The 15,978-nt window shown below is 52.5% G+C and carries 12 protein-coding genes; 1 reads left to right on the top strand and 11 read right to left on the bottom strand.

Annotated elements, in window-relative coordinates; all coding sequences use genetic code 11:
- Nucleotides 1-257 precede the first annotated feature (257 nt).
- Nucleotides 258-2,543 carry an FMN-binding protein gene (locus QU597_RS06675; RefSeq protein ID WP_310831907.1) on the bottom strand — a complete coding sequence of 762 codons (2,286 nt, stop codon included), beginning with the start codon at nt 2,541-2,543 and terminating at the stop codon, nt 258-260.
- Between the two features lie 490 nt (nt 2,544-3,033).
- Between QU597_RS06675 and hemH the strand changes: the two genes are divergently transcribed.
- The gene (gene hemH, locus QU597_RS06670; RefSeq protein WP_310831906.1) at nt 3,034-4,074 is read left to right on the top strand and encodes a ferrochelatase; all 1,041 of its coding nucleotides are present in this window, start codon (nt 3,034-3,036) and stop codon (nt 4,072-4,074) included.
- A gap of 154 nt (nt 4,075-4,228) precedes the next feature.
- Here hemH and QU597_RS06665 read toward each other — a convergent pair whose 3' ends face one another.
- From QU597_RS06665 to QU597_RS06620, 10 genes are all read right to left on the bottom strand, one after another.
- Nucleotides 4,229-4,681, bottom strand: a complete 453-nt coding sequence (locus tag QU597_RS06665) for an IDEAL domain-containing protein (RefSeq protein WP_236336415.1) — start codon at nt 4,679-4,681, stop codon at nt 4,229-4,231.
- A 370-nt stretch (nt 4,682-5,051) separates the two neighbouring features.
- The gene (locus QU597_RS06660) at nt 5,052-6,857 is read right to left on the bottom strand and encodes an adenine deaminase (RefSeq protein WP_310831905.1); all 1,806 of its coding nucleotides are present in this window, start codon (nt 6,855-6,857) and stop codon (nt 5,052-5,054) included.
- 155 nt (nt 6,858-7,012) lie between these two features.
- A complete protein-coding gene (locus QU597_RS06655; RefSeq protein ID WP_310831904.1) occupies nt 7,013-8,245 on the bottom strand; it encodes a pyridoxal-phosphate-dependent aminotransferase family protein in 1,233 nt (410 codons plus the stop codon).
- 21 nt (nt 8,246-8,266) lie between these two features.
- Nucleotides 8,267-9,514, bottom strand: a complete 1,248-nt coding sequence (gene allC / locus QU597_RS06650; protein WP_310831903.1) for an allantoate deiminase — start codon at nt 9,512-9,514, stop codon at nt 8,267-8,269.
- Entirely contained in the window at nt 9,511-10,905 is a 1,395-nt protein-coding gene (locus QU597_RS06645) for an allantoinase (RefSeq protein WP_310831902.1), read from the bottom strand. Before QU597_RS06645 ends, allC begins: the two co-directional genes overlap by 4 nt.
- A 254-nt stretch (nt 10,906-11,159) precedes the next feature.
- Nucleotides 11,160-11,543, bottom strand: a complete 384-nt coding sequence (gene uraH, locus QU597_RS06640) for a hydroxyisourate hydrolase (RefSeq protein WP_310831901.1) — start codon at nt 11,541-11,543, stop codon at nt 11,160-11,162.
- Nucleotides 11,540-12,073 carry a 2-oxo-4-hydroxy-4-carboxy-5-ureidoimidazoline decarboxylase gene (gene uraD, locus QU597_RS06635; protein WP_310831900.1) on the bottom strand — a complete coding sequence of 178 codons (534 nt, stop codon included), beginning with the start codon at nt 12,071-12,073 and terminating at the stop codon, nt 11,540-11,542. The genes uraH and uraD overlap by 4 nt, the downstream gene beginning before the upstream one ends.
- 234 nt (nt 12,074-12,307) lie before the next feature.
- Nucleotides 12,308-13,237, bottom strand: coding sequence for an ABC transporter permease (locus tag QU597_RS06630; RefSeq protein ID WP_310831899.1), 930 nt, complete (start codon nt 13,235-13,237; stop codon nt 12,308-12,310).
- A 63-nt stretch (nt 13,238-13,300) separates the two neighbouring features.
- Nucleotides 13,301-14,422: an ABC transporter permease gene (locus tag QU597_RS06625; protein ID WP_310831898.1), complete on the bottom strand. Its 1,122-nt coding sequence runs from the start codon at nt 14,420-14,422 to the stop codon at nt 13,301-13,303.
- On the bottom strand, nt 14,419-15,951 hold the full coding sequence (locus tag QU597_RS06620) for an ABC transporter ATP-binding protein (protein ID WP_310831897.1): 1,533 nt from the start codon (nt 15,949-15,951) through the stop codon (nt 14,419-14,421). The genes QU597_RS06625 and QU597_RS06620 overlap by 4 nt, the downstream gene beginning before the upstream one ends.
- Nucleotides 15,952-15,978: the final 27 nt, after the last annotated feature.

Here is a 15,978-nt window from a genome sequence, read left to right as displayed (position 1 = left end):
GTTACTTACAGGCTTTCACCTGTTGTATATAGTAAACTTTAGACATTCATCTCCGAAATCCCTTTAAATACTATACGATTGTCATTGCTAATTATGTCGCTGTTCTTTATGAATCTACTATTATACACGATAATACTAAGGAAATACGACTTCACCGTCCTTAAAGGGGTGGTGACCGTTTCTATGTATTCAAAAAAGGGGTCGTCCCCCGCCACTTGCATGGCTAAGGACAACCCCTTCATTTGTTGTAAATCAACTTATTTACTTGCTGTTGCCAGAGCGGAAGTGATCGCTTCAACGACTTTTGCAGAGACTGCCTTTTCAGCATCGTTTGCACCGAATGCTGCTGCTTTGTATCCATATTTATGCAATGATTTGCCGTTCGAAGTGGACTCGATTTCAAACTTCACGGAAATCTCAGCTGCTGTCAGCATTTCTGGAATTTTAACTTTTCCAGCTTTATCCAAATAGTATACAGTCATTGCTACAGGAACATTGTTCTTCACAGTAACCATTACATTTACGGATTTATCAGTGCTAGTACCGATGAAGATACCGTCGAAGTAAGCTGCTTTATCAACTTTTACAAGTTCTGCTTTTTCGTAAGCTCTGTCTACTGCAGTTTTGAATCCGTTACTGCTTGATGTTGCGCCGGACACCGCATCAACCTGTTGTACGCCTTCTTTGGTGCCAGCTGCCAGGAAGCTTGCTGTGAGCTGAGGAATAGCCTTTTGCACTTCAGCATAAGCTGCTTTGCCCAGGTCTACAAGGTTCATACCTACGCGGGTAAGAACAACATTTACGATCTTGCCGTTACGCAGGGTAACATCAGCTTTGTTGGTGCCTTTATCATAAGCATTACCGTAAGAGGTGAAAGTACCGTCTTTGTATGTGCCTTGTACCTTGGAAGCATTAGTCAATGCATCAGTCAGCGCTGCTCTTGCTGCTGCGGACAAAGCTTCTTGGCCAGCAACATCAGCCAATTGCACGCCTTTATCAAGCAGACCTGCTGTCAGCTGTTCAACCAGTGTTTTTTGGTCAGCAGTCAGTTTGTCATCGGCAATAAGCTTGCCGTCTGTTCCGAACAGGCTGAGTTTAATTCCGGTTACTTGGTCAGCTGCAACATCAACCAGCAGCAGGATTTTGGATTGATTATCCACACCTGCGAATTTGCCGTCGAAGTATTGGCCTGCTGTAGGAACCTTCAGGGCTTTCTCAAATGCTCTTTGTACAGCCTGGTTCCAGCCGTGGCTGCTTTCAGTAGCGCCGGAAATACCGTCTACCTTTTCATCATAATTAGCAATATAAGAACCGTTAGCAAGCAATTTTGCAGTCATTGGAGCGTTAGCTTTTACTACTTCGGCATAAGCTGTTGTTCCTCTGTCAATCAGGTTGGTTCCAAGTCTGTACAGTTTCACGTCTACCAGTTTGCCGTTACGGATAACAACATCGGCTCTTTCAACGCCTACGCTTCTTGCAGTACCGTAAGAAGAATAGAAACCGTCAACATAAGCAGAGGTGTTGTTGATCTTGGCATTTTGCTCTGCATCCCAGAAAGCGTTGATTGCTGCTTTGGATTCAGCTTCATAGCCGGCAACCGGCTGTGCGGAAGATCCTTTAGCGAGCAGTACAGGTGTAATTGCTGCAATTGCCGCAGTTTGTTCAGCTGTGTATGCTTTTTCGTCAACGAAGCTGCCAGTGCTGGTCAGCGGATACAGCTTCACTGCTGTAAGGCTGTTAGCATCATAGCTTGCGAATACAGCGTATTTACCTTCAGGGTCAACACCCATGTGGTCACCTGCGAAGTAAGTAGCATCTGCCGGTTTAACTTTCAATGCTCTTTCAAATGCTCTGTCCACAGACAGCTTCCAGCCAGTGCTGGTACGGGTTGCGCCAGATACAGCATCTACTGCTGCTGCGCCGTCTCTGGTTTTGCCAAGCAGTCTTTCTTTCATCAGACCGTAAGCTACCCACACGCCGCTATAGTTGTTGCTGACCGTGTTGTCGATGATTTTCGGGTTGGTTCTCATCAGTACGATATCAGCGATCTTTCCGTCTTTGATCGTAACTTTTACGCCTTCAGTACCCTTGGAGTAAGCATTGCCGTATGCAACATATACGCCGTCTTGATACACGTTCTGTTTAACCGTTACAGGTTTAGCCGTTGCAACCGGTTTAGCTGTTGCTGCCGGTTTTGCTGTTGCTTTTGCTGTTGCTGCCGGTTTTGCTGTTGCTGCCGGTTTAGCTGTTGCTTTTGCTGTTGCAGCTGGTTTAGCAGCTGGCTTAGCTGTCGCTTTTGGCGTTGGTTTCGCAGTTGGTTTTGCTGTTGCCTTTGGTGTAGGCTTTGCAGTTGGTTTTGCTGTTGCCTTTGGTGTAGGCTTAGCGGTTGGCTTAGCAGCTGGCTTTGCAGTCGCTGCCGGCGCTTCTTCAGAAGCTGCCGAAACTGCGTCCACCGTCAATTTCAGAGCGGGTGCGTTAATCGTGTAAGCGAATGGCGCAAGCAGTAAAGCTGCGCTGATTGTCAAAGTAATTAGTTTTTTCAATGCATATTCTCCTTTACCAAATCCCCAGTAGTATATAGCTCTTCGAAAAAATCCCCCTGCTGGTCCTCTCCCGTCCTTTCTTACGAAGAACAACATGTCTCTTCATAAGAAATCATCCCCCCTTTCCCGTTCCTGCATGACCCAGTTGTGTGCTTCAGAAGATGCGTTCACTTATTTACTAATACTGCATAAGGTGAAACAATTCACATAAAAGGGTGAATTAATTCACATAAAAACTATTAACCTCTCAGAGGTAATTTCTGGCTTGATGGTATCAAATATATGCTTCATTTCTCTGTATATAAAATCACACACCCTATAAGAAAAATCACTATTTGCGATTAACACAAAAAATATATTTGATTAAACTTTCAAATTCTCCCATTTGCTCCGTCTTATGAGAAACCTATGATTTTATGTATTGTGCTTCCAATTAGGGTTGTGATATTTTAAAACGATGTCAAGTTCCCTGAAAGTGAGTGTCCGCAAAATGAATCCATCCCCTGTCGGAGTAATTCTTGCCCAAATCGGAACACCCGAAGCGCCAAACGCCAATGCAGTCCGCAACTATCTGCGCAGGTTTTTGTCGGACCGCCGGATTATCGACTATCCCCCTTTACTGTGGCAGCCTCTGCTGCGGGGGGTTATTTTACGTGTAAGGCCTCGCCGGTCCGCCAAGCTGTACAACAGCATCTGGCACAAGGATGGTTCACCTCTGCTCCTGCATTCACTGGCTCAGCGCGAAGGCCTGCAAAAACGCCTTGGCAGCCAATATCAGGTGGAGCTTGGCCTCGCTTACAGCGAACCCGGCATGGAACAAGCCATGTCTGTACTTGAAGCTGCAGGCGTAAAGCGTATTGTCGTTGTTCCCTTATTCCCGCAATACTCTTCTACTACTACCGCTTCCGTCTATGATGCCGCGAGCTTCGCCGCTCTCGGAAGAAGCAGCGCAACAGGATCCGTGTCCAAGCGGTCCGTCCCGGCTCTGCGGTTTATTGACTCCTACTATGATGAACCTGGTTATATCTCAGCTATGAAGAACCATCTGCTCCGCCAGTTAAGCCGGATGAATGCAGTGCCTGATTATGTGGTACTGTCTTTTCACGGAATTCCCCGCAGATATGCCGAAACGGGTGATCCCTACCCTAAGCAGTGTCTGGAAACGGCCCGTCTGCTGGCGGAAGCTATGCATTGGGAGCCCGGGCGCTGGCAGGTCAGCTTTCAATCACGCTTTGGCCGCGAGGAATGGCTGGGGCCATCGACTGAAGAAGTGCTGAAGGGCTTGGCCGCACGCGGCATCCGCAGGCCGTTGATTTTCTCACCGGGCCTTGTGACCGACTGTCTGGAAACACTGCATGAGCTTGCGGTGGAAGGACGGGAGCATTTCGCCTCCGGCGGAGGAGAACCCAGGGACCTCTTAACCGCGCCCTGCTTGAACGACAGTGAAGAGTGGCTTCTATTTCTCGCACAAATGGTTACTGACAATGCTCAGGGATGGCTGGCAGCAGAAAGCCCCCCGATTCATCCCTAAACATCCATGCTGGCGAACTTCAAACCGCCTTCTTCTAAACAGGAGATTACGCATAACCCTCATTATATTTCAAATAAGCCGCTAATCTCAGCTGAAAACTGGCTGATCTAGCGGCTCTTATATTTAAATGTACTCTATGGCTCGCGTATGAAGCTTATGCGGTTAATTGTTTGTATTTAGCGGTCAGTTCCTCAAACCAATTCTTATCCTGCAAGGCCAATGCAAAATCAATCAATTCAGCAATTTCAGCCGGCTGCAGCTCCGGAGAATCATTGAAGCAAACCTCAGCTGTTGCCGTTGCCAACCCATTCGCACCCTCAGCGAAATCGTAAGAAAACTTAAGCTTGATGTCACTCTCCATAAATTCATTGCGGAGGAAATACAGCACTTCACACATCAAAACCGGTCTGACATGGTTATCAAACACACAATCCATAACCTTTGCCCAATATTGCTGGTTGCTGAGATGCAGCTTATCATTGGTTAGCAGATATTGCTCCCCCCGAAAATCATTAACAAATCTGAGCTCAAGCGGCTCCATTTTAAAAATACCGGCAATTTGCTTCATTGTGATATTCACAATGTCCTGTGTATCTAATCTGATCATCTCATACACCCCGTTCCTTATATTTGAACTTTCAGTAACTGTTCTGCAAACCTGCGAATTGGCACTAATTTTAATTAATTTAACAGTATTATCGTCGAATCTTGGCGGTTTGTTAATATTTTTTATTAAAAATCTTAAAATATATGTTTCGAAATGTGATGAAACGGTTAATATTATGTCCCTTATGACAGAACTGTAACCAATCCGGTTATTTCTGGAAGGGAGGGCTCTGCAATCGGACTGCTTTGGAATGAAAGATTAAGAGTCTAATCAGATGTAGTAGAGTCATTCACATAGAAAAAAAGTGCCTCCAGACCGGTAACGGCTGAAGGCACTTTTGTTAGTATACGGTGATCCGGCAAATTGCCGTCTAGCAGAATAAAGATACGAGCTGAATGCCCTCTTCCGGTGAGATCCGCACCAGACCCTTATCGGAAATCCGCAAGGTCGGAATGACTGCTAGCGCCAGCAGAGATAGGGTCATAAATGCATAATTCAGCGTGCAGCCTGCATCATTCAGCGCTGTACTGATTGCCGCAGACTGGGCGGCGGCTACCTCAAACGGCTCTGCAGACATTAGTCCGGCGATGGCCAGCGGGAATAGCGTGGTACCCGTCCCTGTAATTACAGCCACACCGCCTTGAGCTTCTGCTACTGCTGCTGCTGCTTTTGCCATCAGGACATCATCATTGCCGATCACCAGCACATTGTGGCTGTCATGGGCAACCGTCATGGCAATAGCTGCCGGCTCATGGAAGCCAATCCCCTCAACTACGCCTACCGATTTATTGCCGGTCCCTTTGTGCCGTTCAAATACAGCGATTTTGCAGAGGCCGTTTCCGACCTGCAGCACCCCGTTCTCCACCGGCAGCTGCACGATCAGTTCTTCTGTCTCCACATGATTCTCGATGACCTTGATTACCCGTGTAGCGAGGCTGCCCGACTCCACCGGAGCATGGATCACAAAGTCTTCCGGCACCGGAAGCTGCTGCAGATGAACCGAAGACCGTACCTCCTGAGGATAGGTATAAGCCGGAAGCTCAGCTGTCATAATGCCGTTCTCCGCCACCACCACACCAGCAGCTATTGTCGTTACTACATGGACATCGGCCAGATTGCCGTCCAGCAAAATAATATCCGCACAGGAGCCCGGCGTAACCGAGCCGATATCACGGGCTACGCCAAAGCGCTCAGCGGTGTTAATGGTCGCCATCTGGAAGGCGATAACCGGCTTTACCCCTTGAGAGATCGCATGGCGTACGACAAAATCCATATGTCCTTCGTCGCGCAGCGATTCCGAGCTGCGGTCATCCGTGACCAGCATCATCCGGCGCGGGTCCAGCCCGTGTTCCGTATGCGCAGTGATCGTCTTCGCTACATCATGCCAGGCGGAGCCGCGGCGCATTTTGGCATACATCCCCAGACGGACACGTTCGATGACATCCTCAGCCGTTACACATTCATGGTCGCCGGTTACGCCGGCGGCAGCATAAACCGGAAGTCTCCAGTCGCTGGACGGCCAGGTGAAATGCCCATCAACATATCTGCCTGCGCGGAGTGTCGCCTGGATTTCGCCGATCATTTTATCATCGCCATATACCACGCCCGGGAAGTTCATGACTTCACCAAGTGCGATGACATCCTCGCCCCAGGTATAGGCTTCGGCAATTTCCGCCGGTCCAAGCGAGGCGCCGGTTGTTTCAAACTCCGCCCCTGCCGAAGGTACACAGGAAGCTACCTGCATATACGCGGCAAGCGGTGTGCCGCGCATTTCATCGAGCATCAGCTTAATCCCCTTCAGTCCGAACACATTGGCGATTTCATGCGCGTCAAAGAATCCGCCTGTCGTTCCCATCGGCAGCACCGCACGGGCAAATTCGGTAACGGTCAGCTGTGTGCTTTCGATATGGCAATGTCCGTCAAGTAATCCGGGAGCAATATATTTGCCGGCTGCATCAATAATCTTGGTACCTTCACCAATCGTATGAGAGACGTCCTTGCCGACATAGGCAATGCGTCCCCCTTGTACCGCAACAGACATCCCCTCTAATATCTCCCCCGAAACCACATTAACCAGCTTTCCTCCCGTGATGACCAGAGATGCCGGCTGATCGCCGCGGGCTGTAGCCACAAGCTCAGGCACACAATCCGCAAGCGGTTTTCTTTTAAACGTCATGACTTCCACTCCCTCCGATTTATTTATATTTTAATAAAAACGGCTATGCCGCCCCTTTGCGGGACGCAAGCCGTTTCCTGGGTAATGCCTGAACCGTCCGGCTCAGCCGGGCGGCCTTATTGCATTTGTTTTTGTCCCGTTGCCTATTCAGACGATTATCTTACTTTTGCCTCATATACGTCAAGTGCCGCCTGGACACCGAGGCCGGCGGGAAGAGGATGCCCATGCCGCAAAAGTGTTGCCTCAAGCGCTCCAAGTACCCGCAGCACATTATTTTCACGGCAGCTGAAGCCCATCGTGCCAATGCGCCAAATTTGTCCTTTGAGCGGCCCGAAAGAGCTGGCAATCTCGATACCAAAGCGGTTAAGCAGCATGCTGCGTACAGACTCCCCGTCGATCCCCTCCGGAATCCGCACACAGGTAACAACAGTCAGCTTGCACTGCGGATCGCCATACAGCTCCAGGCCCATCGCCGTTAGTCCGGCTGTAAGCGCCTCTTCATGCAGCGCATGTCTGGCATGCCGTGCCTGAAGGCCTTCCTCAAGCACCAGCCGCAGCCCTTCACGCAGTGCATAGAGCATCGAAGTCATCTCCGTATGATGATTCAGCCGCTGCGGACTCCAGTAATCCTGCAGCATGCTTAAGTCAAAATAATTGCTTCGCACAGGAGGCAGCTCCCCCGCTTCGAACTCCCCTGTTCTGAGCCCGCGTTCTACCTGCTTGCGCTTTAGCAGCTTGGCTTCCGCCCGCTCATTATACGTAACCGGCGCCATCCCGGAGGGAATCGACAGGCACTTCTGTGTACCGCCGATGACAGCGTCCAGCTTCCAGGCATCGGTCTCCACCGGCACACCGCCGATTGTCGCAACGGCGTCCACGATGAGCAGGGCATCCTGCTCACGGCAGGCCTGCCCGATCTCAGCCAGCGGCTGCACCCGGCCTGTGGAGGTTTCCCCGTGAACAATAGCTACTACATCCGGCTTAAAGCTTTGGATCGCGGAGATCACTTCCTCCGGAGCAAACACACTGCCCCAGGCTTTCTCAATGGTATAGACCTCTGCCCCGCAGCGTTCAGCGATTTCGTGCAGCAAATGGCCGAACCGGCCAAAGATCGGAATCAGCACCCGGTCGCCGGGCGCGATTAAACTGACCATCACCGCTTCAATACCGGAACGCGAAGTGCCGTCGACCGGAAAAGCCCATTTATTGTTTGTAGCGAACAGCTCACGCAGCATCCCCATGGTTTCGTTCATAATATCGGTAAATTCAGGATCAAACTGGCCCAGCACCGGAAAAGACATCGCCCGCAGCACGCGCGGATCGACCTCCACCGGTCCCGGGGTCATTATACACCGCAAGGACGGCGACAAATCTTCGTACCGCTTCATGAGAACCTCTCCCTCTGATGTTCAGCTTTCTTTATAAGCCAGCTCATATAATATGGCCGTTAACAGATTCAATCCGGCAGCCAGCTCTTCCGGTGAAGAATATTCATCCGGAGAATGGCTGATTCCTGCCCGGCTCGGCACAAAAATCATTGCTGTAGGACATAGGGGTGCGAAGAGCTGGGCATCATGGCCTGCTCCGCTAACCATCGTGCGGAAGCTTCTCCCCTGCTGTTGGCTGATCTGCTCCAGCAGCCCCTTCAGCCCCTCATCCATAGGTGCAGGAGTGGTAGCTAAGGTTGCTGTGAGCTCCAAAGTCAGCCCGCGGCTTTCGGCGATCCTATTGAAATGTGCCTGAATACCGCTACAAAAGTGCTCCAGCTGCTCAGCTTCGCTATGGCGGATGTCCAGCGTAAACTGCACCTCACCGGGTATTACATTAGGCGTACCCGGGTACACCTCAAGCTTCCCGCAGGTTGCTACCAGCGGATCACCGGTCTGGACCGCTGCCTGCTCCAGCGCCAGCAGCATCTCTGCAGCACCCGCCAGCGCATCCCGCCGCAACCCCATCGGGGTTGTGCCGGCATGGTTCGCGGTACCGCCAACTCTCACTACAAAGCGCCTTTGTCCGGCGATAGCTTCAACGATTCCAATCTCCAAGGCCGATCTCTCCAGTACGATCCCCTGTTCGATATGCAGCTCAACATACGCGCCGATATCCTTTCTGCGGGGACCCTTCCCGGTTATACGTCCCAATCCGCAAGCTTCCATCGCCGCAGTTACCGTCACTCCTCCGGAGTCGGCACAGCTGTCTGCTTCACTTCCGTCGTACAGCCCGGTGACATTGCCCGAGCCCCAGAAGGTGAGCGGAAACCGGCTGCCCTCTTCCTCGCAAAAGGCTACTGCCTCCACGGTCCGCAGCGGCTGCCCGAAGGTCTGCCATAAATAATGCAATGCAGTTACGGCAGCAGCAATCCCGTATGCACCGTCATATTTCCCTCCGTTCAGAACGGTATCAATATGTGAGCCGGTTAATATGACTTTATCGGCTGTCTGCGAGCCTGCAAATCTTCCATAGACATTCCCGACCTCATCACGCCTTACCTCCATCCCCAGTGCAGCCATCCTCTCCTGCAGGAACTGCTGCGCCCGGAGCCATTCGGGAGTATACAGAAGCCGGGAGATTCCGGGTCCCGGAGCGCTGAAGGCCGCAAGCTCCTCCAGCAGCTCCATCATCTCTAGCGCTGGTGCTTGAATCGTCGGCGTTGTCATAATGAAGGCTGCCCTTCATTTACCCGCAGCCACTGGCCGCCGTCATTAATCAGCAGCCCGTCTGAGGAGGTGTATACGACCGCTCCGCGGCTGATCGTAGCCGTAACCTTGCAGGATAAAGTCATACCGGTATAGGGACTATGTTTATGACGGTACAGGAGATCCTCCGCCTTCAAGGTGTAAGTATGGTTCGGGTTCAGCAACACCAGATCCGCATCCAGCCCAAGCTTGATCGAGCCTTTGCGGCGGTCCAGCCCGAAACGCCGGGCCGGCTGCTCTGACAGCAGCGCGGCAATCTGCGTAACCGGCAGGCCACGTACATTGACCCCTTCGTGGAACATCAGCTCGAGGCTGCTTTGCGCCCCGGAAATACCGCCCCAGGCTTCAAAAAAGTTCAGCCCGGGATCAAGCTTAAGCTCAGGCGGACAAGGGGAATGATCCGAGGCGATCAGCTCGATCCGGCCGTCTGCCAGCACCGTCCACAGCTTTTCCTGCTCCTCCGGGCTGCGCAGCGGCGGCGCGCATTTAGCCAGCGCTCCCAGCTCTTCCAGGCTGTTCTCGCTCAGAACCAGGTAATGGGGGCAGGTTTCCGCAGACACATCCAGCCCGCGGACCTTGGCTTCATGGATCATGTTAATCGCAGCTGCGGTGCTAATATGCACAAAATGCAGCCTGCAGCCAGTGCGTTCACTGTACAGCAGCGCTCTCGCCACGGCCTCCAGCTCAGCTTCCGCCGGACGGGAAGCGGCAAAATCACGTGCAGTGGTCCGGCCGTTGCGTACAGCATCAGCTGACAGCACTGCGGTGATCTCTTCGCTCTCCGCATGCAGGGCAAGAATGCCGCCGAGCCCGGCGATTTTTTTCATCCCCTGGAACAGGGTGTCATCATCCACCTCCCGGAAACGCCCTTCTCCTTCGCCTCCGGGATTGGAGATGAACGCCTTGAAGCCGGTAACACCGGCTGCCGCCAGCTCCTCCAGGTCCTCGAGATTGCCGGGAACCAGCCCGCCCCACAGCACATAATCCACGGCTGAGTTGCCGGTCGCTGCCTCCGCTTTGAGTTCCAGTGCGGCTTTATTCACAGTAGGCGGATTGCCGTTCAGGGGCATATCCGCATAACAGGTACAGCCTCCCGCAGCAAGCGCCGCCGAACCGCTGCGGAAGCCCTCCCAATGGCCCAGCGCCGGCTCATTAAAATGAACATGCATATCGATCATGCCGGGCAGCACATACTGTCCCTCCGCATCGATGACCCGGGTGTCCGGATAAACCGGCAGCTTCTCGCCCAGCGCGGCAATCTTTCCGTTCTTCACAGCGATGTCCAGCTTGCGTACTTTTCCGGGCAGCACTACGTCCCCATTCTTGATGATAAGCTCATACGTTTCCTTCATGAATCGGTCACCTCCGGCCATCTATATAATTGAGCTTGTGATTATTCTATTTTGGGATTGGCGGGACTACAGGGAATGTTTGGACTTCCTGCCGCTGTTGTCTTCCCATTTTTTGATAATAGCCGCTATTAGCGGTAGAAATCCGAAGACAAAGGCGGACGCTCTCGCTCCTACAGTTCCAAAATTCCCTTCCGCCTCTTTTCCCTACATGTGGATCTTCAAGTTCAATCTATATAATTGTTTTTTAAGTATTATCAGCTTCCCCGGTATGTGCTGTACCCTCCCGGAGCCACTAGCAGCGGAACATGATAATGCTCTGCGGGATTGACTATGTTGAAGCGGATCGGAATCTGTTCGAGAAAAAGAACACCGGGACCTTCTTCGGCTCCCTCAGCGCCTTTATCTGCCGGATTGCTGCCGCGAAAATAGTCCCCGGCCATAAACAGCAGCTCATAGCTGCCGGGAGCAAGCTCGCTACCCGCCAGCAGCGGGATATCCAGTCTGCCGTCGCTGTTCGTCACCGTTTCCCGCAACAGCTCGCCGGCAGCTCCGTCAAGCTTCCAGAGCTCCAGTGCCATCCCGGCCGCCGGCACTCCCCGGGCCAGGTCCAGCACATGGGTGGTAAGTCGGCCGCTCATGACTCGGTCCCCTCAGTCTCAGGCAGCAGATCATGCAGCCGGAAGCCGGTGATTTTGCCGATTTCATGAAGTGCCTGCTCCCATTCCTCTTCTAACGGACGGTTAACCCGTTCCCCGATCGCCTTAATGATGTCATCCTTGTTTTTGCCGCGTACGGCCAGAATAAACGGAAAACTGAATTTCTCCGTATATGCCGCATTTAGTTCCGTGAGCAGTTTGAACTCCTCAGGCGTCAGCCGGTCCAGGCCCGCTCCCTGCTGCTCCGCCGCTGACAGCGGGGTAACCTGAAGTCTCGTTGCCAGATCGGGATGAGATCTAAGCAGGGCCTCAATTTGGCTGTGCGGCGCACTCCGTGCCGTCTCCAGCATCACACTGTGCAGCTCTTCCACTGAATGAAAAGGACCATGCTGGTAAGCTCCCTCTGCCACCCAGGGTGAATGTTCGAAGATTCCGCCAAGTGCCGTCACAAACTGTTCTTTGTCCATTCCGTTAATTTTGTCTATTGTTAATGAATTCGTTTCTGCGCTCATATTCCCGCCCCGCTTTCGCCCGTTTATACATATTTTTCTATTGATTCAATAATATTCTCTGTAAAAGGGTAAAAAAAGTCCATTTGCTGTATTCAAGTCATCTACTTTTACTCTGCGCCGGAAATACCGATTTCTCTGCTGGTTAGATGTTCGAACTACAAGAAATGGAAGATTGGAACGATTATAGCACCAAACGATAAGTGAAGTCTCTATTACCTGCCTGCTTTCTTTATCTTAGAACCGCTGCTCACGGACATAAGGTGTGCCCAGCGATTCCGGGGTGCCCGAAGGCTTGTTGCGGTTGCGGTAGCCGAGATACATCAGCACCAGAATCGTTACGATATAAGGAATCATCTTGAGGAAATAAGACGGAACCACGCTGCCCAGCAGCTGGATGCGGAAGCCGAGCGAATCGAGTGCACCGAAGAAATAAGCGCAGAAGAGTGCGCGCAGTGGATTCCATCTGGCGAAGATAACCAGCCCGACGGCAATCCAGCCGCGGCCGGCCGTAAGGCCTTCATTCCAGGTCGGCGCGTAAGCCAGCACCATATCCGCCCCCGCTAAGCCAATTAGTGCAGCACCAGCCGTTACATAGCTGTAGCGGATCAGCTGCACACGGATGCCCATAACATCGGCAGTCGCCGGGCTGTCCCCTACGGCCCGCAGATGCAGCCCCCAGGAGGTGTGATGGATCAGCAGATGCAGCACCAGTACCAGCAGCAGGCTGAACCAGGTTAAATAATCCATCCGGCCGAAAATATCCCCGATGACCGGTATCCCGTTCAGCCAGCTGAGGTTCAGCTTAGGCGAAGTCCCCGGCAGCGGCAGCCCGCTGATCGACTTGCCCAGATAAGCGCTGAGGCCGCTGCCGAACAGGGTCATGGCAAGCCCGGACATCGTCTGGTTCGCCCGCAGCGTCACACAGAGGAACGAATGCACCATTCCGAGCACTGCGGTGACCGCTATAGCCGTAAGGAGCGCCAGCAGGAGATTGCCGCTGCGGATGTAGACGATACAGGTAGTCACTGCCCCCATCAGCATCAGTCCCTCTGCGCCGAGCTGGATTATGCCCGCACGTTCGTTCAGAATACCTCCCAGCGTAGCCAGCAGCAGCGGGGTTCCGGCAGAGATTGCGGCTATTAATAACTGTGTAGTGAAATCCATAGGTAAACTCCCTTCTCAAAATCCCCGCGATAATATACGTTCTGATAGGTTGAAAGGCGCTGCTTATACGCTCCGGCGTACGCGGAAACGGTGAATCATATCGCCGGCTATCAGGAAGAACAGGATCGAGCCCTGCAGCATTTCAGAAATTGACGAAGGCAGTCCAATGGTCTGTACACTATAGCCGCCGACGATCAGTCCTCCGAATAGAACAGAGGTGATGATAAGACCGAGCGGGTTCAGCTTGGCAAGCCAGGCAACGATAATAGCGGTGTAGCCGTAGCCGGGTGAAATTCCCTGCATCAGCTTGTGCGTCACTCCGGAAACCTCAGCCATACCGGCAATTCCGGCCAGCCCGCCGCTGATCAGCATCACGATAATAATATGCCGTTTAATATGAATCCCCGCATAACGTGCAGCCGTGGGATTGGCCCCAATCAGCCGCAGCTCATAGCCCCAGCGGGTAAATTTAACCATCAGATAATAGATGACTACCGCGACAAGCCCAAAAATCAGCCCGATATGCAGTCTTGTCGTCCCAAGAACAGGTAAGGACTGGGCAGCCGTAAACATCGGTGATCCCGGGAAGTTGAAGCCCTTCGGATCCTTCCAGGGTCCGAACACCACATAATCCAGAGCCAGCAGCGCCACATAGTTCAGCATCAATGAAGTAATCAGCTCGTTGACTCCGAAATGCGTCCGGGGAATAGCTGTCATCAATCCCCATAGCGCCCCTGCCATTACACCGAACACCAGCATCAGCGTTATGGACCAGAAGGATGGCAGATCAGGAAAATAAATCGTAACCGCCGTAGCCGCCATCGCGCCGACGGTCAGCTGTCCTTCGGCCCCGATGTTCCAGACGGAAATCCGGTAAGCGACAGCGATACCCAGACCGCACAGCAGCAGCGGGATCGCTTTTACCATTGTTTCTGTGAAGCCGTAGGAGGTACCAAATGCCCCTTTAAACATCTTTTCATATACCGTAACCGGACTCATCCCGTTAGCGGCAATAAATATCGCGCATAGCAGAAGTGCCAGAATAACGGACAGAATCGGTGACCACCACGGTGAGCGGGTACGGCTTGAATCGTATTCCAGCCGCAGCGGGAACCGTTTACCGGGCTTAGCCGGAGCTGGCTCCAGTACTGCCGCTGCAGCATTACTTCCATTTTTCGGACTCATACCGCACTCCCCTCCCTGTGCCTGATTCCGGCCATCATCAGACCGATTTGTTCTCGGTCCGCGTGCTCATGATCGCTTTCACCGATGATTGTGCCGTTGTATATAACCAGAATCCGGTCGGACAGCTGCAGCAGCTCATCCAGATCCTCGGAGATCAGCAGCACACCGCTGCCGGAACTCCGCAGCTCCATCAGCAGCTCATGAACCCCGGCCGTAGCTCCTACATCCAAACCCTGCGTAGGGTGAACAGCAACCATCAGCTTCGGCTTATGGCTGACCTCACGGGCAAACAGCAGCTTCTGCTGATTGCCGCCGGATAATTGCTGGACCGGTGTATCGAGCTCAGGTGTTTTCACATTAAAGCGCTGGACCAGCTCCTGGGACCATAGACGGTTCTTTGCCGCTTTCAAAAAGCCGAATTTGGAATGCTCTTCACTGCGGTAGGACTTGAACAGCAAATTATCCACCGAGCCCAGCCGCCCGGCCAGACCGCTCTTCATCCGGTTCTCCGGCACATGGGATATCCCTGAATCGATGGCACCTCTGACCGAAGCAGTCGTCACTTTACTGCCATCAAAAATAATCTCGCCGTTCTTCCAGGTTCTAAGCCCTGTAAGTACTTCTGCCAGCTCCTTCTGCCCGTTCCCGGCCACTCCGGCAACCCCGACAATCTCACCTTCACATACCTTAAGCGACAATTTGTCGAGGGCTTTACGGCCATGATCAGCCGAAACATCGAGCTGATTGACGATAAGCAGAGGCTCACCCTGTGTCACTTCCCGTTCCTGGCGGCTGATCGTTACCTCTCTGCCCACCATCAGCCGGGCCAGTTCCAGCTCATCCGTATCCGCCGTAGCCAGCGTAGCAATCATCTTTCCTTTGCGCATTACGGATATACGGTCGGAAGAAGCCATCACTTCTTTCATTTTATGCGTAGTCATAATCACCGTCTTGCCCGCCTGCTTCATCACCCGCAGTGTTTCAAACAGCTGCTCCGCTTCTCCCGGAGTAAGCACTGAGGTGGGTTCATCCAAAATAATAATATCTGCCCCCCGGTACAGTGTCTTGACGATTTCCACACGCTGCTGTTCACCTACGGACAATTGCCAGATCGGACGGTCAACCGGAAATTTCAATCCAAACTGTTCTCCCAGCGCCTCAATTTCTTCATGCTTATGCTTGATCCACTTACTTCCCCGCCAGAAAGACGACTTTTCGCCAAGCACGATATTTTCCGCTGCCGTGAGACTTTGCACCAGTCTGAAGTTTTGAAATACCATACCGACTCCCATGAGTGCTGCATCCTTAGGGGAACGGATTCTGGCAGTCTGGCCATGGATCAGAATTTCGCCTTCATCCGCCCGGTATACACCTGACAGCATGCTCATGACTGTGCTCTTACCTGCTCCGTTCTCACCAAGCAGCGCGTGAACCTCACCCGCGTTTGCCGAAAAATCGACTTGATCGCTTGCCGTTACAGAACCGAATTTCTTCACAATCCCGCGCATTTCAACCGAATGGTCCTGCATTTTGGGATGCTCCTTTCCTTATAGTTG

This window comes from Paenibacillus pedocola (assembly GCF_031599675.1).
GTDB lineage: Bacteria > Bacillota > Bacilli > Paenibacillales > Paenibacillaceae > Paenibacillus_AQ > Paenibacillus_AQ pedocola.
The sequence above is the reverse complement of the archived record's forward strand: the minus strand, read 5'-3'. Positions and strand labels throughout refer to the sequence as shown.